The sequence below is a fragment of the Agrobacterium sp. 22094 genome (genome assembly GCF_052046015.1).
Lineage (GTDB): Bacteria > Pseudomonadota > Alphaproteobacteria > Rhizobiales > Rhizobiaceae > Agrobacterium > Agrobacterium cavarae.
Genome location: NZ_JBQEPX010000002.1, coordinates 82296 through 108171, shown reverse-complemented (window position 1 = coordinate 108171; position 25876 = coordinate 82296). Strand labels below are relative to the sequence as shown.

Sequence of the window (25876 nt, the reverse complement as noted above, 5' to 3'; positions counted from 1 at the left end):
GAGCGGTTACCGCGCAAGCGGTGCGACGCCCGCTTGACTATTGACGTTTGCTGCGGTCCGGCGGTGCATCCCGCAGAAGCGCCTCCGCGGATGCCTGATCTGTCACCAGTTGTTTGACGTAACCGGCACGCAGGATCGCGCGGATGATTTTGAATTTGTAAAGGCCGCCCGAAGCCAGGATCGAATGCCGCACCGCTTTAAGATCCTTCAGTGACAGAGAAAGGACGCGCTCTGCCAGCGGATGATCGATCGGGTTGCCGTCCTCGTCGAGAAAGACACCGAGCAGGTCTCCAATCGCCCCGGCGTCCAGGAGCGAAGTAATGTTCTCCGAAACGGTCGGCGTCTTTACCAGTAGCGAGCGGGGCGTCATGTCTCCGCACGAAACGAGCGCGATGTCGACCAAGGTTGCGCGCCGCATCGTCTCGCGAATGCCATGATGGGACAGAAGCGCTTCCCGGCTTTCCGCTGTCGGAAAATAAAGCGGCGCCGTCAGATACCAGCATTCGGCGGAGATCGCCCGAGCGTAGCCTGTCGCAACCTCGAATGTGCTCGAGCCTGACCCGCGCGTTAGTCCGCCCATGATCGACGTGACCCAGCTTTCGGGCAGGGCGCGTGGCGTCAGCCGTTTGAGACCGGCGGACAGGGTTTTCCCCCAGCCGACGCCAAGCCCCATTCCGTCCTGCAGCATTCCATCAAGCAAAGCACCGGCGGCCTCGCCAATCACGCGTTGATTTTCGGCGTCATCCGGCAGCGTGGGGGTCACACATGCGCCTTCCAGGCCAAAGCGTTCTTTCAGCTTATGCTCAAGATCGATGCAATCGGCCATCGGCAGACGAATATCGACCACGACGGAGCCATCTGTGCGGATCTGTCCAAGGATCTTGTTGACCCGCAACCGTGTCAATCCCAACTGATCGGCGATTTCCTGTTGGGTCATGCCTCCAATGAAATAGAGCCATGCTACGCGGGCGCGGGTCTGCTGCGCATTGAAATCATCCGCAGCCACACCATTATCCGTTCCTTTGTTCACCATCACTGTCACTCCTGGCTTAAGCAAAGTCCTGCTTAAGGGTGCTGACGGTGCTCTTCAATGCGTCGAGTATGGAGACGCTGTCGCGTTCGAACGGGTAGAAGACCTCAAGAAATACGGGGCAGGCCGAAAGACCTGTCCGCGCGAGCTCAGCCTTGACCTCGCGCGGCTTCACACGTCCCGCTTCAGTGAAGTCCCAATGCCGGTCAAGAATAAAGTCTGTCTGCTGGATATGAACGGCGGAGATCACGTCCTGCAACTCGGCAAGCCATGGCTCCATCGTGTCTGCCTGCTCGCCATAAAGCGGTAAGATGGTGCCGTGGCCCCAGTCGACGCAGAAGGTCCAGGGTGTGGCGCTGCCGGCCGCATCTGTCATCATCCGTCGCGCTTGCGCAATCGTCCATGGCCATTCCCGGCGCATGGGCGTCGGCTCGACATAAAGCGCAGACAGGCCTGCGGCCTTTGCCTTTTGGCCGAGCCGCATCATTCTCTCGAGCAGGCTATCATAGTCGCGTTCGTCGATGGCGTCAGCCTCGGTGCCATCCGGCCTTGAGGCAACGGCGCCCAAAGGACCGCCGACTGCGGGAATGCCCGCTTCGGCGGCGAAATCATAGGCGCGCTCCAGCCAATGTTCGGCGTAGGCCCGTACCTCTTCGTCCGGATGAAGCAACTGGTTGAAGGTGTAATGAGCCAAACCGATGAAGGCACTGTGAATAACGATACCGTAATCGGCGGCGGCATTGCGGACATCTTTGGCATGCCGCGATACGACTGCCGAAGGCCACATCGGGTCGACGAGATCGAAGGAAAACTGGATCTTGTCCAGTCCAAGAGTATCGCGCACGACAGGTGCCCAAAGCTGCGGCGTGATCCACCGCTTCACGCAGAAGGAAAGGTTGATACCAAGTGGGTTCGATGCGCTCATTTGGTCGCTCCCATCGTCAGGCCGCGAACCATGTGTCGCGAAACGATCAGTGCGAAGATTGTCACCGGCAGAACGATGACTGTGCCGGTTGCCATGATCTTGCCCCAGGGCAGCTCATAGCCGGACATGAAACTGGTGGCGGCGACGGGCGCCGTCTGGACATTGCGTCTCGTCAATACCAGTGCGTAAAGTAATTCGTTCCAGGAGAAGATGAACGAGAAGATTGCAGACACCGCAATTCCCGGGGCGCCAAGCGGCAGATAGATTTTGCGGAAGATCGTGAACTGATCCGCGCCATCCAGTCGCGCCGCCTGTTCCAGATCCGGCGGAATGGACTTGAACTGATCGGTGCATATCCACACGACGATCGGCAGGTTGAAGGTCAGGTAGATCAGAATGAGGACAAGATGCGTGTCGAGAATATTGAGTTGCAACGCTAGAATATAGACGGGCAGTGCGAGGACGATCGGGCTCGTCATGCGGTTCGAGATGAACCAGAACCACAGGTCAGATTTGCCGCGAAAGTCGTAGCGGGCTAGGGCATAGGCCGCAGGTGCTCCGAGTGCGACGGCGAGTGCCGTGGTGCAAATGGCGATGATCAGAGAATTACCGACGCCTCCAAGCACCTTGGAGTCGGCGAAAATCTCACGGTAGTGATCGAGCGTCGGCGTAAAGAGCCAGACTGGCGGAGAGGCCAGAATGTCAGACTGCGACTTAAAGCTTGCAGAAACCATCCAGAAGAAGGGAAACAGCGTAAAGAGGACGACTGCGGTGAGCCCTAGGGCGTGTAGAACCTTGCCGGATGACAGGCGCATCAGTTCACCTCCTTATAGAGAACGCGGATATAGAGACGGCTGAGAAGGATTGTGATGATCAGCAGCAGGATCGCCTGGGCGGACGCCGTGCCAAGATCGAACACGCGAAAGCCGATACGTTGAATGTAGATCGATACGAGATCGGTCGCCGATCCGGGCCCGCCACGGGTCATGACGAAGACCATGTCGAAAAGCTTCAGAACGTCGGCCGAGCGCAGGATCAAAAGGGCGGTCAGTCCCGGCATCAGATAGGGAAGTTGGACAAAGCGCAACAAGGACAGCTTCGATGAGGTTTCCAGCCGCGCAGCCTCCTCGATTTCACCCGGCACCATGGAAAGCCCGGCCAGGAAGATCAGGGCGCAGAAGGGTGTCCACTGCCAGATATCCATGATTGCGATGGCTGCGAAGGCGCCGCTTTGCGATCCAAGCCAGTCAATACCACCGATCCCAAGGATATCCAGAAACCAGTTGGCGACGCCGAAATCACCGTTGAAGATCAATCTCCCGATAAGGCCGACGACGGCATAGGTGGTCGCAAGCGGCACGACCAGCGTCACTCGTGCCAGCGATTTGAGAAAACCCATGCCAGGCTTGTGCAGCAGAAGCGCAATCATCAGACCCAGCACGATCTCGATCGGCAATACGGTGACATAGAATTTGGCAGTCAGGAACAATGACGCCCAAAATGTGCTGTCGGACAGAACGGACGCGTAATTTTCAAACCCGACAAAGGGGAAGCCTTCGCGCGGGCGCGCGATATTGTAGCGACGAAACGATGTCACCAATGCAAATATCGTCGGGTAGATCCCGATGAAGAACAGCGTCAATACCGCGGGCGCCAGAAACCAGAATGGTGTCCACCGGCCATAGCCGCGGTTTGGTCTGGAGGTGGGTTCTGACATCGGTCTTTCCTCTCGATGCATAGCAGGCGTCGGCACTGCTTTCGCCGCAATGCTCGGCTTTATTCAAGGTTCGTGTGATTGGCGCGCATCGCCTGGGGCGTCACGTTCAGACGGTCACGCACGGCGAGAACGAGAAGCTCGAAGGCAACGTAGAGCGCGCCCTCATAGAGCGATCCCATCGGCAGGACCGATTGCGTGTCTCCCTGATCGTCGGCCATGGTTTGCGCCGGTATATGCAACACACAATCAGCCTGGCTTGCCGCCGTGCCTTGAGGTTGTGCCGTCACGACGAGAATGCGGGCACCAGCGTTACGCGCAACGCCGATCAGAGCCGAGACGGTTGAGAAATCGCCAGGACCTGCCGAAACGATCAACAGATCGCCTTCAGCCACGGGCGGCGTGGTCATGTCGCCCACCATGGCGCAATGCAGTCCCAGATGGAAAAGGCGCATCGCCAGTCCCTTGATCTGGAGACCTTCGCGCCCGACGCCATAAAGGGCGATCCGCCGGGCTTTTGTGATTTCCGCAACCGTTGCTTCGAATTGCTCCGTGGCGATGTTGCGCAGGCAGACGCCAATCTCGGCAAGGGCTTGGTCTGAGAGATGCAGCATGGATCGGTTCCGGTTAAAGGATCGGCAGGGGGTGGTGACAGCAGTTGCCGCCACCCCCTGCCGTGCAACGACCTCTTGTAGATTTGCGCTAGAGGGTTACTGCAACAACTGCTTCTTGCCGTCGTAGTAGCCTTCCTTCTTCAGGATATCCTCCATGCGCGTGCCGATTTCCTTCGATCCTGCTTCGACCGAAACCTCGCCGAGCATCATCTTGGAACCCCACTCGGCAACGACTTCGGAGATGGCTGGCCATGCCGGGAAACGTGGACGGAATTCCGGAACGCCCTTCTGCCAAGAGGCGACCATCGGCTCGACGAACTTGTACTTCGCCTTGATCTCCGGGTCGTTATAGACGGACATACGGCCGGAAACGCCGCCAGCTTCCACATAGGCCTTGGCGATGTCCTCAGAGGTTGCCCACTGAATGAACAGCCAGGTCGCCTTCTTCTGCTCTTCGGTAGCCTGCGCGGCAACCGCCAGAGAGAAGCCGCCAAGGGCAGGGAGACGGCCAGCAGGGCCTGCGGGTTCCGGTGCTACTGCGAGGCAGTCTCCGAGCTTGGAGGTGGCAGGATCGACGAGCGTACCGTAGAAGGCAGACCATTCCGTGATCATTGCGACCTGACCCTGGGCCAAGGCATTGACAGCTTCTGCGTGGTCGAAGGACACGATGCCGGGTGGCATATATTTCATCAGATCCTGACGGAAGTTGAGGCCGGCCTGGCTTTCCTTGCTCATCAGGTTGGACTTGAACTGCTTGTCGAGCAGCGAGCCACCGAAGGGCCAGAGCATACGCATGAAGCTGTCGGCCGACTGCGTTTCTCCGCGTAGCGATTGCAGGGCGTATGCATATTGGTTCTTCGATGCGTCGGTCAGCTTTGGCGCGTAGACCTTCATCAATTCGTCCCACGTTGCCGGTGGCTTGTCGAAGCCGGCATCCTTGAGCTTGCAGGAGTTGTAGAACATCAGGCCTGAATAGTTGTCGAAGGGAAGGCCGTATGTTTTTCCACCCCAGGAGCCGAACGCATTGAGCAGAAGCGGGAAGAAACCATCCAGCTTGAGGTTCGGATCTGTGATCGACTTGTCCTTGGTGAAATTGTCGATCGGGTCGATCCAGCCGTTTTCGGCAAATTCCCCGATCCAGACGAGATCGACCAGGGCCATCGTGAGGTCGCCTTGCGAGGTGAAGTTTAGCACTTCCTTCTCGCGCGTATTCTCATAAGGAACAATTTCGTAGTTGACCTTGATGCCGGTCTTCTTTTCAAACTCCGGAAGGAGCTTGATGATCGCCCGATAACCTGGGCGATCGAGGAATATACCGCTGATCTCCGTACCCTTCAGCGGCTTGGCTGCATCTTCCAGCCAATCGGCATGCGCCAACATCGGCGCACCAGCGGCTCCTGCAACCAGCGCCAGAACGCTAACGCACACTCTCAACAAACGTTTCATGCCACTCCTCCTATGGTGCCTGCCTGATCGCGCAAGCTTGTTTCAGTCTTTAGTCACTTAAACAATATCTGCCGAAAAGCGCTGCTCGTCGCTCGACACCGCCTCTTCCAAAAAATGCGCTTACCCCTCGAACCTTCGCTTTTGGCACAGCTTGCAGTCTGCGCAAGACGCGCCTTCGTGAAGCGATATCAATGGATTGGGCTCGCCGTCCTCTCAGCGAGAATGCTCAATCGATACACATGTAAATTTAAATTTGCAATAGTAATCATTCGCGAAATATGATTTTACTGAGGTCGGTTAGGGCAGAGGCAAAAAATGACTGACGTTCGATCAGGACAGGGCGAAATCCATCAACGCAGGGTGCTGGCAGAGCGCATTGCGAAAGTCGCAGGAGCCAGAGCAAAAGGATTTCTTTCGAAACCGGAACGGCTGAAAGCAGAGTTGAAATCATCCACGCAAGATTTGGTAAGCATCGCAGACCGTGTGACCGAGAGTTATCTGCGCAGAATGATCAAGAAAAACTTCCCGGATGATGGCATCGTTGGCGAAGAAGCGGGTTCGACGATTGGAAGTTCAGGCTACACCTGGGTGATTGATCCGATCGACGGAACAATGGCTTTCCTCGTGGGGCAACCGAACTGGTCGGTGTCAATCGCGGTCACTCGGAGTTGTGAACCTGTGATCGGCGTCATCTACGCACCAGTTATGCGCGAACTCTACGTCGCAGAGGCTGGTTGTGGCGCTACACTCAATGAGAGAAAATTGATCATGAGAAGCGACTGGACAGTCCAATCAACAAACATAGGCTATGGGGGCACCGAACGTGCCGATCCTGTTGAAGTTGGTGCCTTTGTGACGCAGCTCTACAAGGAAGGTGGAGTTCTTTTTCGCATAGGCTCGGGCGCGCTTATGCTGGCGTATGTCGCCGCCAACCGCCTTGGGGGCTATTATGATCCGACTCTCTTTTGCTGGGATTGTCTCGCCGGAGTGGCGCTCATACGCGAAGCGGGTGGCCTAGCGGAGTTCGCAGGCGATTTAAGTAGCCCGGGGCCAATATGGGCGGGCAATCATACCGTTTTTGCTGACCTTAAGCGGCTAAGCATAGTTCGCAAGGAATAGCTGGAAAGAAAGTCTAAAATTGTGAGAATTGACGCGGCAGTGTCCTCGCATGTCTATGCGTCCTGCTCTCCAGCGCCGAGGCGACGGTGATGATCCTGGAGTGATCTGGTAGAGAGATGCAATGAAGCATTGTGGTCCCCTCGCGCTCTTCGCCGAAACTGATGGCTCCGGAGACGATGCCGGGGCATTTGTTGACGGTACCATCGTTGGACTCTTTCTCGCGAGGCAAGATAACTGAATAGTGTGATGGTAGCCAACGACAGCTACTCGGAATTACCTCTTCTTCAGTCACGATATTGTTTTAAATGATTACAATGTAAGCTCAGCGGGAAAGCTCAGGCGTCCCCCAAAACCGTCGTTGCGCGGCCAAAACCTCATCGCGATGTTGGTCTGCCCAGTTAAGGATTGCCTGCAGATGCGGTTCGAGCGAACGCCCCAAGCGAGATATTTCATAAACGACTGCAACGGGCGCGGTGCTGACAACCGAGCGGGTTATGAACCCGTTGGCTTCAAGCCGGCGCAGACATTGCGTCAGAGCCTTCTGCGTGATGCCATCATTGGCCCGTCGTAGCGCGTTGAAACGCATAGGCCCGCCGCACAGGCATCCTAGCACCAGCAACGACCACTTCGTCGTGATTTCCTCAAGTACGAGCCTGTTTAGTTCGAGGCTTTCCGGTGGCATGGTGGCCATGGGCAGGGATACTCCTGGAGACGTGGTAGCATTCAGGTGCGTAATTGTACTCACGTATAATATGTATACCTATATTGCCTACTCGCATCAAGGAGGCTCAAATGATATCCAGCAATGATCACGCTAGCAGTCCGGAAATATCCAAAACGACTTCGGAAAATGTCATCCTCGTATTCGGCGCAACCGGTCAGCAAGGCGGCGCCGTCGCGTCAGCTCTGCTGGCAGATGGTTGGTCAGTCAGGGCTCTCGTCCGCGACCTGAAGGCTCCCAAGGCCCGGGAAAAAGCGTCTCTTAATATAGAGGTAGTACAGGGAGACTTTAACGACGAAGCTTCGATCAGATCAGCGATGACGGGTGTCTACGGCGTGTTCAGTGTTCAGCCGAGTTCGGGGCAGGGGGCGGCCTATGGCGTTTCTGACGAGGATGAGGTCAGATACGGCACGATGATCGCTGATATCGCCGCACAAGTCGGCGTCAGTCATCTTGTTTACACTTCGGTAAATGCCGCGGGGCCGGAGAAGACAGGCATGGGACACTTCGACAGCAAGTCGCAAATTGAGGCCCATATTAGGTCTTTGGATATCTCCAGCACCATCATCCGTCCGGCGGGCTTTATGGAGTTGCTTATGCTGCCGGGTTTGGGTCTGGATCAAGATGCCTATGTCTCTTTTTTGCGACCAACGCAAATCGGGCAAGTGATAGCGGTACGCGATATCGGTAAGATCGTTGCGGGTATCTTCTCCAACCCGGGCCGCTTCGCCGGTCGAACAATTGAGATCGCCGGGGATGAATTGACAGGAGAAAGCCTGCAGCGAAGCCTCAGCCATGCTGCGGGTCGACCGATCGGATACAGCAGGTTTCCCGATGCTGTCTTGAAGGAGAACGAGTTTCTGCGGCGATTGACTGCGTTATTCGATGACGGGCGGCTCGCGGGACATGCAGATATCGGCGAGCTCCGCAGAGAGTTCGGTCACCTGCTGAGCTTCGATGAATGGCTCGACGGCCCGGGTAGACCGCTTTTTGAAGCGGCACAAAACGCCAGTAGCTCAGCAATCGCTCTGCGTTGAACTCTATGCATCCGACATGAAGCCGCTACCTGCTACTTGGCCACAGTGTTGTTCGATCATAGATATCTGCTTGGTCAATGACTGGAAGATTGCCGAATGTCGAGAATAAGCCGCCTGTTCGAAATGCTCGGTATGCTGCGCGCGCGTCGGAGACCGGTCACGGCACTCGAGCTGGCAGAGGAGCTCGGCGTCTCGGAGAGAAGCGTTTACCGGGACGTCGAGACGCTTCGTCTGCTCGGAGCGCCTCTCGATGGCCAGGCTGGGGTCGGGTTCGTCCTTAGGGAGGGGTTCTTCCTCCCTAATTTCGCCTTCTCGCCGGAAGAACTAGACGCCCTTGTTCTCGGGCTAGGATGGGTGCGGGAAAGAGCGGATCATTCTCTAGCCCAGAGCAGCGAAAGCGCATTGGCAAAGATTATTTCGAGCAGGGCCGACCGATCTTCGGCCGCCGCCGACGCGCCTGCTCTCCTCGCAGCCGCTTCGATTTCCGAGCGCTCTGACCCAGAGCAGGTCGCCTCCCTGAGGGCGGCGATCCGCCTGCTACGCAAGGTCTCGATCAGCTATGAAGACGGTGCTGGCTCTGTTACGGAGCGCGTCTTATGGCCGATCATAATTGTCTATTTCGATGACGTTCGCGTCCTTGCTGCCTGGTGCGAGAGACGATCAGCCTTTCGGCATTTCCGCGTCGATCGCGTTAGAATGGCGACGGTGCTCGATGAGCTGTATCCAGAAAGGCGGTCTTCACTCATGAGGCGGTGGCGGGAGCAGGATCGAGACTGGCGTTCGTTCCTGACAGTTTCTGACGGAGCACCGGGTTAGACTTTCAAACGCGCGCATCAAGAGCGCTTCGATGAAAGGATAATGATATGGTTGCTTTTTCACCTGACGTCTTCGCGAGGTTCCTGGCCAAGGAAGACGATGATCCCGTCGTGATGTTGAATCTTATCCGCTTCTTGCCCGATGGCGGACGCGAACGACATCTTGAGTATTTGCGACTGGCAGAACCAATCCTGGGTCGTTTTGGTGTCCGGATACTGTTCCGAGGCGATGGCCTCGAAGTGCTGACCACAGGCGATGTGCAGGGATGGGATGCGGTCCTGCTGGTTCAGTATCCTCGACGGACTTCTTTCAAGGAGATGGTGGAAGATACGGAATATCAGGCCGCTTTTCAGGTTGGGAGGTCCGCCATTGCAGATATCGTTCTGCAGCCGCTGAAGATCTCTGAACACTTCTAGAAGCGCCGCAGAGATGACGCGGACAATGCATCGCGGTGGGACGCGTTGCAAGCTGCCACCGCGTCATGGGTGAAAACTCACCCATCCTTTTATACGAGTGGGCATGATCCCACCCAATCTGAACAAGAATTCCCTCGAGGCAGCGAATGATTTTTCTTCAGCGTTGTCACCCATTCCCATTCCTGTAGCATCGCAGTGGGGATGGGAGAGGAGGAAAATTTCATGCGTTTCAGCACAACGCTTTTACCGGCGATTGCGTTTATTGCGATCGCTATCGGCAGCGCCACAGCACAACAGGGTGACGGCGAAGAGCCAAAGAGGGCAGACTGCCCTACAGCCTTGCCAGCCGGTACAGAATGTTTCGCAGGCCAGGATCTGCATGGCGCCTATTATTGGATTGCAAAACCAAAGAATTGGAACGGTACTCTGGTCGTGCATGCCCACGGTGGTCCGCGCACTGCGAAGCCACAAGCGGATGACCCGGTAGAAGATCTTACGCGCTTTGTCGTGACGGTTCAGGAAGGCTACGCTTGGGCGGGATCCAACTATCGTCGGCAGGGTTACGGCGTGCGCATGGCCGCGGAGGATACCGACAGCGTAAGGCGCATCGCCATTCAACAGCTTGGCAAGCCGAAACATGTCCTGCTTCACGGCCAGTCGTGGGGCGGCAATGTTGCTGCGAAGACCGCGGAGCTTTATGCGCTCGACTGGCAGGGTCGTAAAAACTACGACGGCGTCGTTCTGACCAGCGGGCTTTTAGCCGGAGGGAGCCGTGGATACGATTTCCGCGCCGATCTACGCGCAGTCTACCAGTATTATTGCAAGAACCACCCGCGAAAAGACGAAATGCAATATCCCGTTTGGCAAGGCCTGCCAAAGGGGGCAACGATGAAGCGCGAAGAACTTGAAAAACGTGTCAATGAATGCACAGGCTTGGGGCTTCCAGCGAATGAGCGCACAGCGCAACAGTCTAGAAACCTGAAAAACATCCTTGCGGTCACCAAGGTGCCGGAGAAAACTCTTGTGGCTCACCTTTCTTGGGCGACCGGACTTTTTTCGGATATCGTTTGGCGCCGACTGGATGGAAAAAATCCTTTTGACAACTCCACGGTCACGTACACGGGGTCCGATGACGATACGGCGTTGAACAAGGGTGTTGAACGCTTTGAAGCCGACCGTGAGGCACGTCGCGCAATGGCCTACGACGCCGATCTCACCGGCCAGATCGTTTTGCCTACAATAACGCTCCACGCAGTCAATGACCCTACAGTCTTCGTAGATCACGAGGCGATCTACCGCCAGACGGTAGAGAAGGCCGGGAATAGCGAACTGCTTGTACAGAATTTCTCCGACGAGGCGGAGCATTCAAAACTATCAACTCCGCAGTACGCAGCGCTGTTTACTGCAATGCTGACCTGGATCGAAGAAGGTAAAAAACCCACCAAACAATCCGTGGCCTTGCTTTGCGAGGGAAAGCGCAAGATTTACGATGAGGCATGCAAGCTTTTGCCTGACTACGAACCAAAACTCCCGGCGGAGTGAGTTTTATCTGTATGTGTGAACCGCGATAGCCGCCTGTCAGCGGCTGTCGCAACTACGAACATTTCAGCTCCTCTAAGCAGCGTATCGACTCAATGGTAAAACTAGGCGCTGCCCCGCCACTAAAATTATTGAGGCCCATAGGTCACGACGATCTTGGTCCCCCACCCCTGACTTGAACTGAGCGACTGCCCGCTGTTATGCCAGCTTCAAGGCACCTCTTAGGATCGAGTTGTTCGAGCCATGCATCGATGAAGCCCGCATTGAACGCATCACCTGCACCTGTGGTATCAACGACATCGACATCGTGAGCTGGTGCATGCCAGATACTTCCATCGGACGAAATCCAGGCTCCTGCTCCCCCGACTTTAAGAGCAACGGTTGGGAAAGCTTCTGAAAGTTTTCTGATCGCTGCGTCCGGGGCCTCATGGCTTGTGATCGCGGTGGCTTCCTCAAGGTTGGGCAAAAAGACATCTACGCCGGCACAAGAATTCAGGAACCCATCATCATAGATTAAAGAGGCGTCCCAACTCGGGTCCAATGAGACGGACATTCCCTTATCTTTTGCGCGCGACACCAAGTCCGGGATTTCGTGGAGAGTGGCAAACTCCGCGATGTGCAGATGGCGTGCTTCTTTCCAAGCTAGAGCATCGTCCAGCGTTGAGGGTAGGGCTGACCCAGCGCGGCGGGTCAGAAATGCTCTGTCCTGACCGACTACTGCCGCCACGGTCACCTGTGGTCCCGCATCCGGTGAGTGATCTATAAATTGGAGTTCAACGCCGCTGTCTTTCATTTTTTCGCCGATTATGGACGAAAGCGCGTCATTGCCCAACCTCGCCAGCAAAGCAGCCGGTCGGCCGATGTAAGTGAGGTGTGCTGCCGCGATGTAGGCGCCACCACCCGCCGCAATTTCCAAGTCGCCCGCAAACAATTCGCGGCCCAATACAGGCAACTCCTCTAACCCAGTGAAAATAAGGTCGCAATAGATTCGGCCGATACTGATAACCGCTGCTTTTTCTCTCGTCATCATGCGCGGCCCAGAAGTTTTTCCGTCTTTGCATCGAAAAGGTAAAGCGTCCCGCGCTCTGCCCGGCAGTGCAAGTGACTACCCACGTCAGGGATGGATTTGTCGCGCGCTGTGGCTATGACCGAACCGTTGTCTATGTCCAGGTGCACCAACGTTTCTGGACCTAGCGGTTCGACCGCCGTCACAATGCCTTCCAGCGCAAAGCTCCCGGTATCGGACATGCTTTCCCCGACCAGGAGATCATGGGGGCGCACACCTATCAAAAGCTCACCCGTTGCCGAAGGGACCGCGCTGGTAGCAGTTCTGGTTCCCCGGAGAAGGTTCATCGAGGGACTACCTATAAATCGGGCGGTAAAAACATCGACCGGAGATTCATAGAGCTCCGTTGGTGTTCCGACCTGCAAAATGTGCCCGTCCTTCATCACAACGATCCGATCCGCCATGGTCATGGCCTCGACCTGATCATGAGTTACATAAACCGTCGTCGTTTTGAGACGCTGATGTAGACGCTTAATTTCGATGCGCATCTGTGATCTGAGCTGCGCGTCGAGATTGGAAAGCGGTTCATCGAAAAGAAATGCTGCTGGATCACGCACCATGGCCCTTCCGATGGCGACACGCTGGCGTTGCCCACCCGAAAGCGCAGCCGGTCGACGATCCAGGAGGGCTTCAAGTCCGAGGACTTTCCCAGCATCTTCAATGCGCCGCCTTTTTTCTTCGCGATCGAGCTTGGACGTGTAAAGTCCGAAACCGATATTCTGGCGAACAGTCATATGCGGATAGATCGCATAATTCTGGAACACCATGGCGATATTGCGCTGTTTTGGCTCCTTTTCGTTGACGATCTTTCCGCCGATCTTCAATATTCCGTCAGAAATCTCCTCTAGTCCTGCAATCATACGAAGTGTCGTGGATTTTCCGCAGCCTGATGGTCCGACAAAAACCACGAATTCTCCGTCGCCGATAGCGAGATCTATACCCTTTACGGCCTCGACTTTGCCGTAGCGCTTTACCAGTTGATTGAGTTCAATAGTCGCCATTATCGTGCTCCCGTAAGGGCAGTGAATTTTTGCTCCAATTCGGCTGCCATTGCGGCCTCATGATCGGCTGCCCGCTGTGCCTCCTTCTCGAACGCGAGAAGTGTGTCGCGATATACGGCGATCGCGTCCCGCATCGGGTCAGGCGCAGGCCCACCGAACCGGGCACGGACTTCAACAAAATGTTCTGGAGAGACGATGTGCCTGAATTGCCCCTCGTCCAATTTAGTTTCTCGTTGTGTGAGCCCGGCAAAGGCTTGCCGGAAAGGCTGGTAACCAGCGTTTGGGAGATCGCCGCCAGAGGCGACCACGCTCTTTGCCACTTGTGCAGCGATTTCGTGCGCCTGACGGAAAGAAAGGTCTTCGATGCGCACGAGAGAGTCGGCGAGCTCGGTTATCGTAATACACGAGCGCCGGATGTTTTGGTCAACGCGATTGGGGTCGATGATGATCTGGCTGACGAGGCTGGCAAATAGATCTAGCACGCGGCCTGCAGTCGCAAACGCCTCATAACCAGTGCCTTGGCTCTCGCCCTCGCTATCGTTCATGTCTGTAAATGGTGTGTTGTGCATGATGTCCAGCATGGTGCGTGCCCGGCCAAGCGTCTGGCTGGCGAGATGCCTCAGATGCTCGATTGGAACGGGATTTCGCTTCTGGGGCATAATGGACGAGATCTGCACCAAGGAATTCGGCACGTAAATCTGTCCGACTTCGAAGCTTGTCCAGAACTGGAAATCCTGAATAACCCTTCCAAGGTGCAGGAACATAAGCTCGATGGCCGAGTAAGTTGATGTCGTGTAATCAACAGCTGCTATGCAAGAGTATGAGTTGCGAACAGGTGCGGCAAAACCAAGGAGGTTCGCCACACGGGCGCGATCAATGGGAAAGCCGGAGGTTGTGATGGCAGCGGCGCCCATAGGCGACAGATCGACAATACGTCTGGCCTCGCCCAAACGCTCGATGTCCCTGATCAGAACCTCGATCGCCGCGGAAAGATAATGGCCGAAGGTCGTGGGCTGAGCGGGCTGTCCATGTGTGTAGGCGACGATCAGGGTTTTGTCGTTGCGCTCGGCCGCATCGATCAATGCTTCGAGTAGAATTCGCGACTTACCGCTTAGCCGGTCGATCTTATCTTTAAGATTAAGCTTGAACAGAGTGTGATCGATGTCGTTGCGTGACCGTGCTGTATGCAGTCTTCCTGCAACATCGACGCCGATGCGGGATTTCAGCTCTTTTTCAATTAGGAAAAAGAAGTCCTCTACCTCGCCGGTATAGACGAGGGTCGAGGGATCTATTGCTTGATCGATGTCCTCTAATGCTTTTGCGATTTTTGAAGCGGTGTCGAAATCAAGAATTCCGGTCTCGTGGAGCATGACAAGGTGGGCGCGATCAATGCGCCGAAAGCCCTCGGCGTGATGGTGTTTAGCGCCATCGAATAGCGGGCGAAGGACAGTTTCCTTATACACATTGTCTGGAAACACACTGGTATCGGAGATATTTGGGCTGTTACGGGTCATGATGTTATCCTTTCAGTCCCGCCAGCATCACTCCACGCACTATGTAGCGTTGCAGTACGATGAAGACGATGAGGGTGGGGATGGTGGCGATAGCGGCACCCGTCATGATCATCTCCCACTGAATCTGCTGTTCAACCGCAAAGCTCGAAAGCCCAACCGGCAATGTGTACAGTTCCTTGCTTGTTGTGACGATCAGGGGCCAGAAGAAGGCCGTCCAGTTGCCCAGGAACGTAAAGATGGCAAGCGATGAGAGCGCTGGCGTCACCAGAGGCAGCGCGACTTTCCACCATATCTGGAATTCATTGAGGCCATCGACACGCGCGGCTTCGAGAAAGTCATTGGGGACGGTCTCGAAGAATTGCTTCATCAAGAATGTTCCGAACGCTGTCATCATGCCGGGGAACATGATCCCCCAATAGCTATCGAGCCAGCCGAGCTGACTGGACATCAGATACCACGGTATGACGAGCATCTCGGTGGGGATCATCAAGGTCGAAAGTATTGCAAGGAAAATAAAATAACGGCCTCGGAACTCGAACTTCGCCAGCGTGTAGCCCACAAGGCTATCGAAAAAGCAGTTGGAAATCGTCACCAAGACGGCAACAACCGTCGAGTTGAAGAACCAGCGCAGGAAACGTCCGTCCGCCAGAACGGTAATGTAGTTATCGAGGGTCGGCGCTGCAGGGATTAGCCGAAGATCGTAGACCTGATCGGCTGTCTTAAAGGAGGTAGCGAACATGAAGAGCAGCGGTGAAACCATGATCAGGCCACCGAGGAATAGCAATGTCCAAGCAAGAATACGACCTGGCCGGATGCGGGCATGGGAAAGCGGCGGAGTTTCGCTCATTTCTTTTCCCTCAATATCCAGAGTTGGAGCAGTGAGACGAACAACAGGATGGTGAAGAGGACGACTGTCTGAGCCGCGGCGTAACCCATCGCGTAGGAATTGAAGGCCGTTTGGTAGATCATCAAGACGAGCGGCTTGGTTGAGCCAAGCGGACCCCCCGGGTCGTTTGTCGTCATATTGTAGACTTGGTCAAAAATGCGCAGGAAGCCGATCGAAGAAAAGACCACGAGAAAAACGGTCGTTGGCTTTAGAAGCGGAAGTGTGATCTTCCTGAGGATGGCCCACTCCCCAAGCCCGTCAATTCGGGCAGCTTCGTAGAATGTCGTTGGGATCGCACGCAATCCAGCCATGAAGATGATAATCTGGAAGCCCAATCCCGCCCAAATGGCTGTCACCATAACTGAATAGAGCGCCTGATCGGTGGACCGAATGAACGGTTGTTGGGGTACCCCCAGCACGCCGAGAACATCATTTATGATGCCGATCGGGGGAGGCTGGTAAAACCAGCGCCAAACCCAAGCCATCGCGGCGGCCGTCGTCAGGTAAGGCAAGAAATACAGTGCCCGGATGAAACCGTGCAGGATCCGTACTCGGTCCAGGAAAAAGGCGATCACGAAGGCCAGTACGAGACTAATCGGGGTGCCGACGATGAGGTAGGTAAAGGTGTTTTTGAACACTTTCCAGAACTGCGGATCTTTGAAGAGCTTCACATAATTGGCGAAACCGATGAATTTGGCCGGTCTTAAAAGATCCCAGTTCGTGAATGATAGCCAAAAGGCCTGAAAAGTCGGGTAGAAGCGGATCACGCTGTAAAACAGGATAGGGATCGCTAGGAAGCTCCATATCCATATGAGACGCTTTGTCCGCATGGGAAGGCGATCTCGCAAGGAGCCGCCGGGGCGGCCATTCGCCACCCCATCTTGATCAATCGCCGCCATGGCAGAAACTCCTATCAGGGTTGCGCCGCGTCGATGATTTCCTGCTCGGCCTCAGCCGCCTGCTTGATCGATTCCTCTACCGACTGGCCTTCAAGAAGGACACGGTTTGTCATGTCAATGGCGTTTTGGCGCTGTGCGGCTTCGTCCAGAAATATCGTTGTGTGGGCATATTCGAGACCCTTCAGGAACGGGCCGTAGATAGGATCTTTGAGGTTTGCGTCCGTAAGAGCCGCAGACCGACGTGCAGGGAGCTCCCCAACAGTTTTCAACCAGATCGACATTGCCTCCGGCGAAGAGATATAGGCGAGAAATTTCTTCGATGCCTCGAGCTTTTCACCGGTGGTCTTTGCACTGATACCATTGGCGAAATAGCTCGCGTAGTTGGAGCGGATATTCTTGTCGTTAGTTGGAAGTTCGGTAACGCCCCACTCGAAATCTTTGATGGTGCGGAACGAGCCGAGGCGAAACGTCCCGTCTATGGTCATTCCAGCTTTGCCAGCACGAAACGCTGCCTGACCTTCATCCATAAAGCCGGCTTGTCCGATCTTCTTTTCGAGCTGGAGGCTGGTATAGAATTTCAGGGCCTGGATGCCAGCGTCGCTGTCATAGGCGACCTTACGGTCATTGTCTGTATAAGGTTCCCCGCCATATTGCCGAATGAGAACTTCGCGCCACCACTGATGGTCCTGTCCACCCATATCGAGCGTTGTTCCAGCGACAGTCAGGTTTCCGGCATCGTCATGCTTGGAAATCTTTTCAGCCGCAGCCACGAACTCGTCCAGGGTTTTGGGAGGATTAGCGGGGTCGAGACCCGCTTCCGTGAAGAGCTTCTTGTTGTAGAACAAAGCAAGTGACCGTACAGCCGTCGGCAGGCCATAATAATCATCTCCCCGCTTCATGGCGCTGACGATGGGGAAAAATTCGCTTTCGATCTTGTCATGGGGGAAGGCGTCCGAGGGTAGTGGCTGCAAGATCCCTCCTGCGGCAAACTTGTCGAGCCAACCGTAGAACAGCTGCATCACATCCGGCCCGTTGCCAGACATATTGGCCGCAATCACGCGTGTCTGATAGTCGGCGTAAGGAAAAGTAACCTGCTTGACGGTGATGTCTGGATTGGCCTTTTGGAAATTAGCGATCAATTCATCCATCGCTTTGACCCGTGTATCGAAGACATACTGCCAATATTGTATCTCAACGGCCTGCGCGGCGTTGAATGCAAATGTGCTGAAGCCGGCGACCAATCCGGCAAATAGAGCTGTCCTGCGCATGTGAGCCTCCTGTTTCTCCGTCCGGTCTTCCGGGTACGGAGTGATCGTTCCCTTTATTCACGCCTTGGCGCGTGACTCATCGACTTCAGACCGTAACGTTTCGTCGAAGCGCAACTGAGCCGGTCGTCAAGATCGGCTATACGGTTCTCTGAAGGCGCGCATTTGTCAATAAGATAATTTACTTGAATTAATGTATTGCGTGTATTCTCGTTCCGGAGTTATGTGTTTCAAGCGGACCGGAAGTGAGAAATGACGTTACACACGATGGAAGCCTATCCAGTCGCTATCGGAAAAAATCCTGAGCGAAGCCGTGAGCATAATCGGCGGGTCGTTCTCGATATCGTGCGCCGGCATGGATCGCTCGGACGAGCTCAACTTGCGAAAATCACCCATCTTACTCCCCAGGCAGTTGCCAACATTGTCGATGAACTGGTCGGTGAGAAGCTTCTGAAAGAGTTAGGTCGACGGCGTACAGGTCGGGGACAGCCGCCAATACAGTTTGCCGTTAATCCAGACGGTGGGGCGACCATCGGAGTGGAAATCGCCGCCGATCACATGGTTACAGTGGGCCTCGACCTAGCCGGAATTCTGCGCGCGCATCGCGTAACGCCTTTGACCGACACGTCGCCCGAAGCCATCCTTAAAACCTTTTCAACAGATCATGCTGCAGTCGCAGACCAGGTGGGATGCCGATTACTTGGCACGGGCGTCGTCATGCCGGGGCCGTTCGAGATCGATGGTATGACCTCGGTTGGTCCCACGACTCTCTCCGGTTGGAACGGGATTGACGCGCGGCAAATGCTAAGCGAGGCATGCGGCCAACAGGTCGTAGTGGAAAACGATGCAACGGCTGCGGCTGTGGGCGAGCGCCTGTTCGGTGCGGGGCAATCTATCCCGAATTTCTGTATGATCTATTTCGGAGTTGGTATCGGCCTTGGCATGATCCAGGACGGCGCCCCTTATCGCGGTGCCTTCGGAAATGCTGGCGAAATCGGTCATGTGACTGTTTCGCCGCGGGGTCGAGCATGTCCTTCATGCGGCCAGAAAGGCTGCCTGGAAGCCTATGCGTCCGTCTACGTCCTCAAGGAGCGGCTGGGTCAAGCAGGTATTGCCAACACCGAGCTCGACAACCTGGAATCCCTATTCAAGATGCAGGATCCAACGGTCATCGACTGGATCGATGATGCGGCAGCGCATCTCGCTCCCATGATCGCCATGCTCGAAAACATTCTTGATCCGCAGACAATCATTCTGGGTGGGGCACTACCCGAGGCGATCATCGCGAGCATCATCCAGCGGATGGGAACACTGCCGACTTCGGTTGGTAGCCATCGTCAGCGCGAATTACCGCGGGTCATGACCGGGAAATCCGGTCAGCTGACCGCCGCGCTTGGCGCTGCTGCCTTGCCGCTATTCGACATCGTGACACCAAAGCTAGAGACATCTCTGGGCACCGCAGCCGTTATCGACTGAAATTAAGGGAGACAAGCATGCTTAGTCCTCGTGAGCGCATCGAACGCCAGATGGCCGATCCCTGGCTCATTCGTCTCCATCGTAGGCTGAGTGCGCTGACTTCCACAATTACCGTCATGCATACGGGTGCGCATCCAGATGATGAGCAGAACGGGTTGCTGGCCTATCTTCGGATGGGGCTTGGCATGCGCACGATCATCGCATGTTCGACACGCGGAGAGGGTGGACAGAACGCGTTGGGGCCGGAGCGTCTGGGCGCGTTGGGCGTCATCCGATCGCGTGAATTGGAAGAGGCCGCCCGGATTATCGATGCAGATGTCAGCTGGCTTGGGCACGGCCCAGCGGATAGAATTCACGATTTCGGCTTCTCCAAGAATGGTGACCAGACGTTCGATCGATGGGGAGAACAGCGCATTGTGGAACGATTGGTTCGCGCCTACCGTAAAGAGCGGCCGGATATCGTCATCCCGACCTTCCTTGATGTGCCCGGCCAACACGGCCATCACCGGGCCATGACGCGAGCTGCCAGAAGCGCTGTTGCGCTCGCCGCAGATCCTGCCGTATTTCCTGAGCACGCTGCCGAAGGATTGCGGCCTTGGAAGGTGGCGAAGTTCTACCTTCCAGCATGGTCTGGTGGTGGCGACACCTATGATGACGAGGTTCCTCCGCCGGACACAACGCTGGTGGTCGAAGCGGTCGGCAAAGAGAAGGCGACCGGCGCCGAATATGACCGGATCGGCGAGTGGTCCCGCTATTATCACGCGTCGCAGGGCATGGGGCGCTGGCCAGAACAGCCGCAGCGTATCTGGCCCTTGCATCTCGCCATTCCAGGAGAAGGGGTGGGTGAGGAAACTTCTATCCTCGACAATCTCCCATCCTCATTGGCGGACCTCGCAGGTTTTGATGGCCTCGATCCGGCTCTCGCAAAGGCGCTTATCGAAGCCGACGGGGCTATTGCTGAAGCCATTTCAGCCTATCCGGATACTCAGCGGATAGCACGGTCGCTGCTCACCGCAGCCCATTTCCTGCAACAGGTCGACGAGAGCTCTGGTCAGCCGTTCCGAGAACTGCATGAGCACAGGATTGTCACCAAACGCAGGCTGGTGGATTTAGCGATTTTGACCGCACTCGACCTCTTCGAACGAGCTTACAGCGAGCCAGCTGATATCGTTCCAGGAGGGACTGCAACGCTTCGGGTCGAGTTATCCGACAGAGCCAGTGAGTTTCAAGCCGACGTCAAGCCGGTTCTTCCTGCGGGTGTAAGCTATGATGTTCGATCGCTTTGTCGGCCGGTCGTTTTTTCTCTCGCGGCGGACACTAATGCTGCTGTTTCTAGTCTCTACCACCCAGGCTGGAAGGCCGCAGGGGGCAACGGCCACGCGTATGTGCAGATATCGGCCGTTGTGGATGGGCGAGAAGTGTCTGGTTTTTTCGACTTGGAAGAACCATTTTTTGTCACCCCCCCTCAGTCGTTGACGCTGAAACCCGATGCTCTCCTCGTCCCAAAGGGACAACATCAGAACAACATTCGTTTTGCGGTAGATATAGACGGGGGACATGCCCCGATCTCTTTCAAAGCCGCAAGCGGTTGGAGCGTGCGCCACTCAGGAGGCGACTGGTTTGCTGAGCTCGCAGGCGAAGGCGCAGCAGGTCTTGTCCAGCTGGAGGCGCTTTCCGGCGGGCAACCGGCCTTTCAGATCACGCCGATTGCTTATCCGCATATCGGTCGGGCACGCTTTCTGTCGCCCTCGACTTTGAAGATTTTGTCGCTGGATCTCAAGCTGCCTAAAAATGCGCGCGTCGGCTATGTTGGCGGCGGCGCAGACAGAGTGGGTATGTGGCTCGCGCGCATGGGCTTAAATGTCACTGAGCTCGACGCGCATGCGCTTGGTGGCGATCTCTCCGCCTTCACAACTATCGTCGTTGGTATATTTGCTTTTGGGATTCGCAGGGATCTTGCAGAGGTAACCGAAAAAATTCATCACTTCGTCGAGAGCGGCGGGCATCTCGTTACCCTCTACCACCGACCGACCGACGGATGGTACCCCGAAGCGACGCCTGTGTGCCGGCTTGAAATTGGCAAACCCTCGCTTCGCTGGAGGGTAACGGACCCAGCAGCAGAGGTCATAGTGTTGCAACCCGATCATCCGCTGCTCATCGGTCCCAATATTATCGATGCCTCAGACTGGACCGGCTGGGATAAGGAGCGCGGTCTGTATTTCGCCTCGAATTGGGACGACGTCTACGAGCCGCTGCTGGCCATGCATGATGTTGACGAGCAACCCTTAAAGGGCGCACTGGTCTCGGGTGTGATTGGAACAGGGAGACACACCCATGTCAGCCTCGTGCTGCATCACCAGATGGACAAGTTGGTTCCAGGTGCTTTCCGATTGATGGCCAATCTTGTGCAGCCGGCGTGAACGACGAAGAAGAACACGACAGGCACCTTGGCCCGCAGAGGAGCGACGTCCATGCGGGTATTGGCTGGCTATTGCTGGACATGGCTCTTGTCGCTGGCGGGATGACCGCGCTGGTGAAAGCTCAGGGTGTAAATTATCCTGCCTTCCAACTCGTTTTCGTTCGGGCGATGATCGGCCTGCTCTTCATCCTGCCGCTCATCTGGCGACACCGAAAAGAGATGAGAGCCGTTCGATATCCCTGGCGCAACCTTTTCCGCATTTGCTGTAATGCTATCGCGTTGACGAGCAATTTCATTGCGATCGGCTTGCTTCCTCTGGCGACTGTGAATGCCGTAGGCTTTTCGCGGCCACTTGTGACAATGGCGCTTGCTGTTACCTTGCTTGGCGAGAGCGTGAACCGGTATCGATGGGCTGGAGCCTGTCTTGCTTTTGTAGGTGTGGTCGTTGTCATCAATCCCGTAGGTGGAGAGATCAATGCAGGTGTTCTGGTTATCCTCCTCTCTGTTATCTTCGGTGCTTTAGCGGTAATACAGGCGCGCGCCCTGCGGGCAGAAAACACGACCGTGATGATGGTCTTCTATACGGTCGGACTTGCCGTTATCACCGCCATTCCAGCCGTATGGACATGGAGGCCAGTCGCCCCATTTGACTGGATTCCCCTCCTCGGAATTGGGCTATTGGCGCAACTTGGGCAGTATTGCTTCCTGCAGGCCTATCGTAAGGCCGCTGCCAGCATTCTTGCGCCTGTCAGCTATCTGTCCCTTCTGGTCGTCACAGCTGTTGGATATTTCGTGTTCCAAGAGGTGCCTGAACAAAGGGTGTTGCTGGGGATCGCGATCATTCTGATTTCGCTACTGTCGACGGCGATCCTTGAACGAATTGCCAGGCCCCGGATGTAGGGTGGATGTACAATTTTGATCACAGGGTTGACGAAAAACATCCCAGAGAGATCCTACTGAATGTACTCGCCGACACCGACGATAGATTTTAGCTTAAACGCTGCGCTTGGAAACCGCAGTTTGGGCATTCAACAACCCATGATCCGCCGGCTGCCCAACGACTTATGATGCCACTGCGCGCCTTCTGGACAAAGACCATGCGATGTTGAACCTATGCTTCGTCGGGACCTAAAGGCGTTGGAACGTTGCCGTCAACGATATGGTGGTCGGCGCCTTCCCCCAAGGCTCTTGAAATTTGTGAACTTGAGCCCTTCCATGTTGTCAACGATTCCAACATCTTCCGCCCTTATCATCCCCGGCAACATATGATGACAGAAAACCTCACCTCAGGAGAAACGCTCGCGAATGATGGTCGACCTCGCTCAGCAGTATCATTGATGACGGCGCGGCACTCGAGCGCATCATCGACGAGTTGACGACAAGACCAGTCTTGATTGGCAGGGTAGATCGCGCAGTTAGTGCGATGCTCCGGAGATGACGCTCGGGATGAATTGGCCATCATCGCTGCCTTCAGTATTATCCACTCCACGTTTTCTGATCTCTTCGACCAGCGAACCTAAAGCCAAATCGAGGCAGTAGGTCGAGAATTCAAGGTCGAGATCCTTAGCGCTGTTGCGCGCATAGGTCACAAGCCGTGCAATCGAAACCAGCTCTGGTGCGATATCGTCGTTTTGATCGGCGTTCTTCTCACGAGTATTTAGTGCCATCATCAATCCTTCATTCCAAATCAGTGTTCTAGGTGAAGGATAAATTAGAAGTTACGGAATTGCGCGTGACATAGGCGTGACACAGCTTGGGGTGCCGAGCAGGATCGGACTACAACCAGCGTCCCTAGAGGATTTTTCGCCACTGCCTCGTCGAAGCGAAGGTCCATGCCGTAGGAACTTCTACTCGGCGGTCGTCAGCCGTCGCTATTGCATCCAGCAACTCCAACGCATCGCGCCGCTTCTGGTTGATAGCGTTCTTCCGCAAGAGCATTTGTAGAGTTTCTCGAGATGAGTTGTTCGGTAGATCGGCGTTGGCGACGATTGCCCGGTAAGTTCGCTCTTTAAAGAACGTTCGTTTGGCGCTTGTCATGAGGCCCACATATTCCGCGTGATCAAGTTGGCACCGCAAAAACAGATCTTCGAGAGTTGCCAAGACGTTCACCAAGGGCTCGGACAGGGACACGTAGTTCATCTCTCTTGGACCATGGATTTGCGCGACATCGGAATCGTCAACGAGTTCGCCACTTTCATAACGGCTATAAATCTTGCCAATCCCGATCATTCCAAATGCGGCACATTCCGCAGCCCTCAAAGCGCCCATACTGCTTGAGCCATAGACGCGAACGCCCTGAGAGAGAGCGAATAAAATTTCCTTGTGCCAGATGGGGGCTACATCTTCGAAATATCCGTCAATTAAACCGATCACCGTGGCACCTTCGGTGACGGCTGCTACGAAATCTCCGTGCTTGGCCGGGCCGCGGACTTCGACATCCGTCGGTACCAGATTCACTGCATCCGGAAGCGTCGGGCCGGCGAATACAACCTTCATAGCGAAAACAACGCCTTCGATATACCTCGGGCCCCAAAACGTCTTTTTCGCTCCCCTGGCGGATTTTCAAGGTCAGGCACCAAGACTTTGGCGACTGAGAATGGAAAATCCGGCGGTGTCAGCGGAGCGACGACGACAGAGCCCACAGATGCAGTTTCAAGATGCTTGAGCACGGTTTCGAACATGTCTTCCAGCGGTCCAAGGCCTACCGTCTTGCGGGGAGGGAGGGGCCTCGGCTCGGCGTTGAAATAGTTCCGAACTTCCTGCGGTAGGGGCCGTTCGAACGTCTCAGGATAGATGTCATCCCTTGCGCCGCCGATATAAGTCAGGCGGGATTGAATCGCTTCCGTAATTGCCCGGATTGCGGCTCGCGCGGGATCGAGATGCGCACCGCTTCCCTTTGTCACGTCGATGAAGCGCGAATTGCTTCCTGATGTGATTGAGGCCGACCCCAAAAACGCTACGAGACAGGCGATGCCGATGTCGCTCGTAATGTCGAACAGCCGAAGTTCTAGACCTGCCTTTTCAATTTTACTGACGAGCCCATCTATGATTGGATCCAAAAGGCTGCGAGGGTCGAGGCAGGTCTTAAGACGCTGATCTGCGTTCGCTATATTCCACAAAGTTTCTGCATCGCGCTCGATGCGTTCCAGGACTCCATGGAAGCTCGCTTCCAAGAGTGTATTTCCAGATGCAAGGCCATCCGAAGACTGCCAGAACCTAACCACCTCTGGAGTACGATCCAGGATGACAGCTTCATAGGGAACCCAGGTTTCAACTTTGGATAAAACATCTCTTGCCCGAACCCATGTTAGCATCTCGTCGTCGGCTATGTCGTTCCGACCTTGGGCGATGAGACCCACGAGGTTATTGACCACCCGCCCTTCCAGTTCGAGGCTTGCTTGTGTTGCAGTGATTGTGTCGATCGATGGACTGCCGGCGATGGCGCGCTCGAGCGCCTCCATCGTTGCAGACACTTTAGCATCAGCATCAGTGATACCCTTGCCGTGATGGATGACGATCGAGCGAGCGTTAGGAGTAACTGCGCTCCAGACGGGAACACCGATATTGTCGAGACCAGTCAATCGAGATACGCGAGTGATCCCGTAGCGTGGTAGGAAGGATGTGACGCGCTTGAGCGTCTCCTCTGGCGTGCAGATACGCGCCGAGTAAGTGGCGTAGCGGGCCTCAGGAAGGTACGGCATCTGATCGTTTAACATCACTATCTTCCCGAGGCCGCATCATTGGCTAGCTTATCCGTCGAGATGACCGGAGAAGGCGTCGTCTGCCGATTTCACGGAGACAGCGAAATCCACGCCTTTGATGATCGTAGCTCCGCTAGCCCGGAGTTTACCCGCTGCCTCCAGCGCGGTTCCTGCCGGCGGCTGAAAGGGCTTAACAGTTCCTGCATCAAGATCTGCAACCCATAGGCCAGTCTCACCTGGCGCTCCGATAACGACGATTCTTGCCATGCTAA

General features: G+C 55.5%; 25 protein-coding genes. 8 read left to right on the top strand and 17 right to left on the bottom strand.

Annotated elements, in window-relative coordinates:
* Window positions 1-37: 37 nt before the first annotated feature.
* From ACTJK5_RS13025 to ACTJK5_RS13000, 6 genes are all read right to left on the bottom strand, one after another.
* The gene (locus ACTJK5_RS13025) at window positions 38-1033 is read right to left on the bottom strand and encodes a sugar-binding transcriptional regulator (RefSeq protein ID WP_112519761.1); all 996 of its coding nucleotides are present in this window, start codon (window positions 1031-1033) and stop codon (window positions 38-40) included.
* 16 nt (window positions 1034-1049) lie between these two features.
* The gene (locus ACTJK5_RS13020) at window positions 1050-1955 is read right to left on the bottom strand and encodes a sugar phosphate isomerase/epimerase family protein (protein ID WP_062424442.1); all 906 of its coding nucleotides are present in this window, start codon (window positions 1953-1955) and stop codon (window positions 1050-1052) included.
* Complete coding sequence (locus ACTJK5_RS13015; RefSeq protein ID WP_062424443.1) at window positions 1952-2770, bottom strand: carbohydrate ABC transporter permease; 819 nt, start codon at window positions 2768-2770, stop codon at window positions 1952-1954. Before ACTJK5_RS13015 ends, ACTJK5_RS13020 begins: the two co-directional genes overlap by 4 nt.
* A complete protein-coding gene (locus ACTJK5_RS13010) occupies window positions 2770-3672 on the bottom strand; it encodes a carbohydrate ABC transporter permease (RefSeq protein WP_112519762.1) in 903 nt (300 codons plus the stop codon). The genes ACTJK5_RS13015 and ACTJK5_RS13010 overlap by 1 nt, the downstream gene beginning before the upstream one ends.
* 59 nt (window positions 3673-3731) lie before the next feature.
* A complete protein-coding gene (locus ACTJK5_RS13005) occupies window positions 3732-4283 on the bottom strand; it encodes an SIS domain-containing protein (RefSeq protein WP_112519763.1) in 552 nt (183 codons plus the stop codon).
* Window positions 4284-4379: 96 nt separating this feature from the next.
* Entirely contained in the window at window positions 4380-5729 is a 1350-nt protein-coding gene (locus tag ACTJK5_RS13000; protein WP_112519764.1) for an ABC transporter substrate-binding protein, read from the bottom strand.
* Window positions 5730-6044: 315 nt separating this feature from the next.
* Here ACTJK5_RS13000 and ACTJK5_RS12995 point away from each other — a divergent pair, with 315 nt between their 5' ends.
* Window positions 6045-6848, top strand: a complete 804-nt coding sequence (locus ACTJK5_RS12995) for an inositol monophosphatase family protein (RefSeq protein WP_112519765.1) — start codon at window positions 6045-6047, stop codon at window positions 6846-6848.
* Window positions 6849-7170: 322 nt separating this feature from the next.
* Here ACTJK5_RS12995 and ACTJK5_RS12990 read toward each other — a convergent pair whose 3' ends face one another.
* A complete protein-coding gene (locus tag ACTJK5_RS12990) occupies window positions 7171-7539 on the bottom strand; it encodes a winged helix-turn-helix transcriptional regulator (RefSeq protein WP_112519766.1) in 369 nt (122 codons plus the stop codon).
* Between the two features lie 101 nt (window positions 7540-7640).
* Here ACTJK5_RS12990 and ACTJK5_RS12985 point away from each other — a divergent pair, with 101 nt between their 5' ends.
* The 4 genes from ACTJK5_RS12985 (at window position 7641) to ACTJK5_RS12970 (ending at window position 11380) form a co-directional block, all read left to right on the top strand.
* On the top strand, window positions 7641-8606 hold the full coding sequence (locus ACTJK5_RS12985; RefSeq protein WP_440612646.1) for an NmrA/HSCARG family protein: 966 nt from the start codon (window positions 7641-7643) through the stop codon (window positions 8604-8606).
* Window positions 8607-8702: 96 nt separating this feature from the next.
* Window positions 8703-9422: a helix-turn-helix transcriptional regulator gene (locus tag ACTJK5_RS12980; RefSeq protein WP_113176036.1), complete on the top strand. Its 720-nt coding sequence runs from the start codon at window positions 8703-8705 to the stop codon at window positions 9420-9422.
* A gap of 47 nt (window positions 9423-9469) precedes the next feature.
* Window positions 9470-9838, top strand: coding sequence for a DUF1330 domain-containing protein (locus ACTJK5_RS12975; protein ID WP_062424450.1), 369 nt, complete (start codon window positions 9470-9472; stop codon window positions 9836-9838).
* Between the two features lie 222 nt (window positions 9839-10060).
* Entirely contained in the window at window positions 10061-11380 is a 1320-nt protein-coding gene (locus ACTJK5_RS12970; protein ID WP_112519769.1) for an alpha/beta hydrolase family protein, read from the top strand.
* A gap of 142 nt (window positions 11381-11522) precedes the next feature.
* On the opposite strand, the gene ACTJK5_RS12965 is transcribed toward ACTJK5_RS12970, so the two are convergent.
* The 6 genes from ACTJK5_RS12965 to ACTJK5_RS12940 are packed head-to-tail and all read right to left on the bottom strand — an operon-like array spanning window position 11523 to window position 18011.
* Window positions 11523-12407 (bottom strand): PfkB family carbohydrate kinase, encoded by an 885-nt coding sequence (locus ACTJK5_RS12965; protein WP_112519770.1) that lies wholly within the window; start codon window positions 12405-12407, stop codon window positions 11523-11525.
* Window positions 12404-13444: an ABC transporter ATP-binding protein gene (locus ACTJK5_RS12960; RefSeq protein WP_111846558.1), complete on the bottom strand. Its 1041-nt coding sequence runs from the start codon at window positions 13442-13444 to the stop codon at window positions 12404-12406. The genes ACTJK5_RS12965 and ACTJK5_RS12960 overlap by 4 nt, the downstream gene beginning before the upstream one ends.
* Window positions 13444-14958 carry an argininosuccinate lyase gene (gene argH / locus ACTJK5_RS12955; RefSeq protein WP_112519771.1) on the bottom strand — a complete coding sequence of 505 codons (1515 nt, stop codon included), beginning with the start codon at window positions 14956-14958 and terminating at the stop codon, window positions 13444-13446. Before argH ends, ACTJK5_RS12960 begins: the two co-directional genes overlap by 1 nt.
* Before the next feature lie 4 nt (window positions 14959-14962).
* The gene (locus ACTJK5_RS12950) at window positions 14963-15805 is read right to left on the bottom strand and encodes a carbohydrate ABC transporter permease (RefSeq protein ID WP_440612645.1); all 843 of its coding nucleotides are present in this window, start codon (window positions 15803-15805) and stop codon (window positions 14963-14965) included.
* Window positions 15802-16743, bottom strand: a complete 942-nt coding sequence (locus tag ACTJK5_RS12945; RefSeq protein ID WP_062424456.1) for a carbohydrate ABC transporter permease — start codon at window positions 16741-16743, stop codon at window positions 15802-15804. Before ACTJK5_RS12945 ends, ACTJK5_RS12950 begins: the two co-directional genes overlap by 4 nt.
* A 14-nt stretch (window positions 16744-16757) precedes the next feature.
* The gene (locus tag ACTJK5_RS12940) at window positions 16758-18011 is read right to left on the bottom strand and encodes an extracellular solute-binding protein (protein WP_112519773.1); all 1254 of its coding nucleotides are present in this window, start codon (window positions 18009-18011) and stop codon (window positions 16758-16760) included.
* A gap of 249 nt (window positions 18012-18260) precedes the next feature.
* On the opposite strand from ACTJK5_RS12940, the gene ACTJK5_RS12935 reads away from it, so the two are divergent.
* The 3 genes from ACTJK5_RS12935 to ACTJK5_RS12925 are packed head-to-tail and all read left to right on the top strand — an operon-like array spanning window position 18261 to window position 22803.
* Window positions 18261-19484, top strand: a complete 1224-nt coding sequence (locus ACTJK5_RS12935) for an ROK family transcriptional regulator (protein ID WP_062424458.1) — start codon at window positions 18261-18263, stop codon at window positions 19482-19484.
* 17 nt (window positions 19485-19501) lie between these two features.
* The gene (locus ACTJK5_RS12930; protein WP_112519774.1) at window positions 19502-21904 is read left to right on the top strand and encodes a PIG-L family deacetylase; all 2403 of its coding nucleotides are present in this window, start codon (window positions 19502-19504) and stop codon (window positions 21902-21904) included.
* Entirely contained in the window at window positions 21901-22803 is a 903-nt protein-coding gene (locus ACTJK5_RS12925) for a DMT family transporter (protein WP_062424460.1), read from the top strand. The genes ACTJK5_RS12930 and ACTJK5_RS12925 overlap by 4 nt, the downstream gene beginning before the upstream one ends.
* A 515-nt stretch (window positions 22804-23318) precedes the next feature.
* Here ACTJK5_RS12925 and ACTJK5_RS12920 read toward each other — a convergent pair.
* From ACTJK5_RS12920 to ACTJK5_RS12905, 4 genes are all read right to left on the bottom strand, one after another.
* Window positions 23319-23573, bottom strand: a complete 255-nt coding sequence (locus tag ACTJK5_RS12920) for a hypothetical protein (RefSeq protein WP_246666300.1) — start codon at window positions 23571-23573, stop codon at window positions 23319-23321.
* Window positions 23574-23694: 121 nt separating this feature from the next.
* Window positions 23695-24399 (bottom strand): TfuA-like protein, encoded by a 705-nt coding sequence (locus tag ACTJK5_RS12915; RefSeq protein ID WP_112519775.1) that lies wholly within the window; start codon window positions 24397-24399, stop codon window positions 23695-23697.
* Window positions 24396-25619: a YcaO-like family protein gene (locus ACTJK5_RS12910; protein WP_335323912.1), complete on the bottom strand. Its 1224-nt coding sequence runs from the start codon at window positions 25617-25619 to the stop codon at window positions 24396-24398. Before ACTJK5_RS12910 ends, ACTJK5_RS12915 begins: the two co-directional genes overlap by 4 nt.
* A gap of 33 nt (window positions 25620-25652) precedes the next feature.
* Entirely contained in the window at window positions 25653-25871 is a 219-nt protein-coding gene (locus ACTJK5_RS12905) for a hypothetical protein (RefSeq protein ID WP_112519776.1), read from the bottom strand.
* Window positions 25872-25876 lie beyond the last annotated feature (5 nt).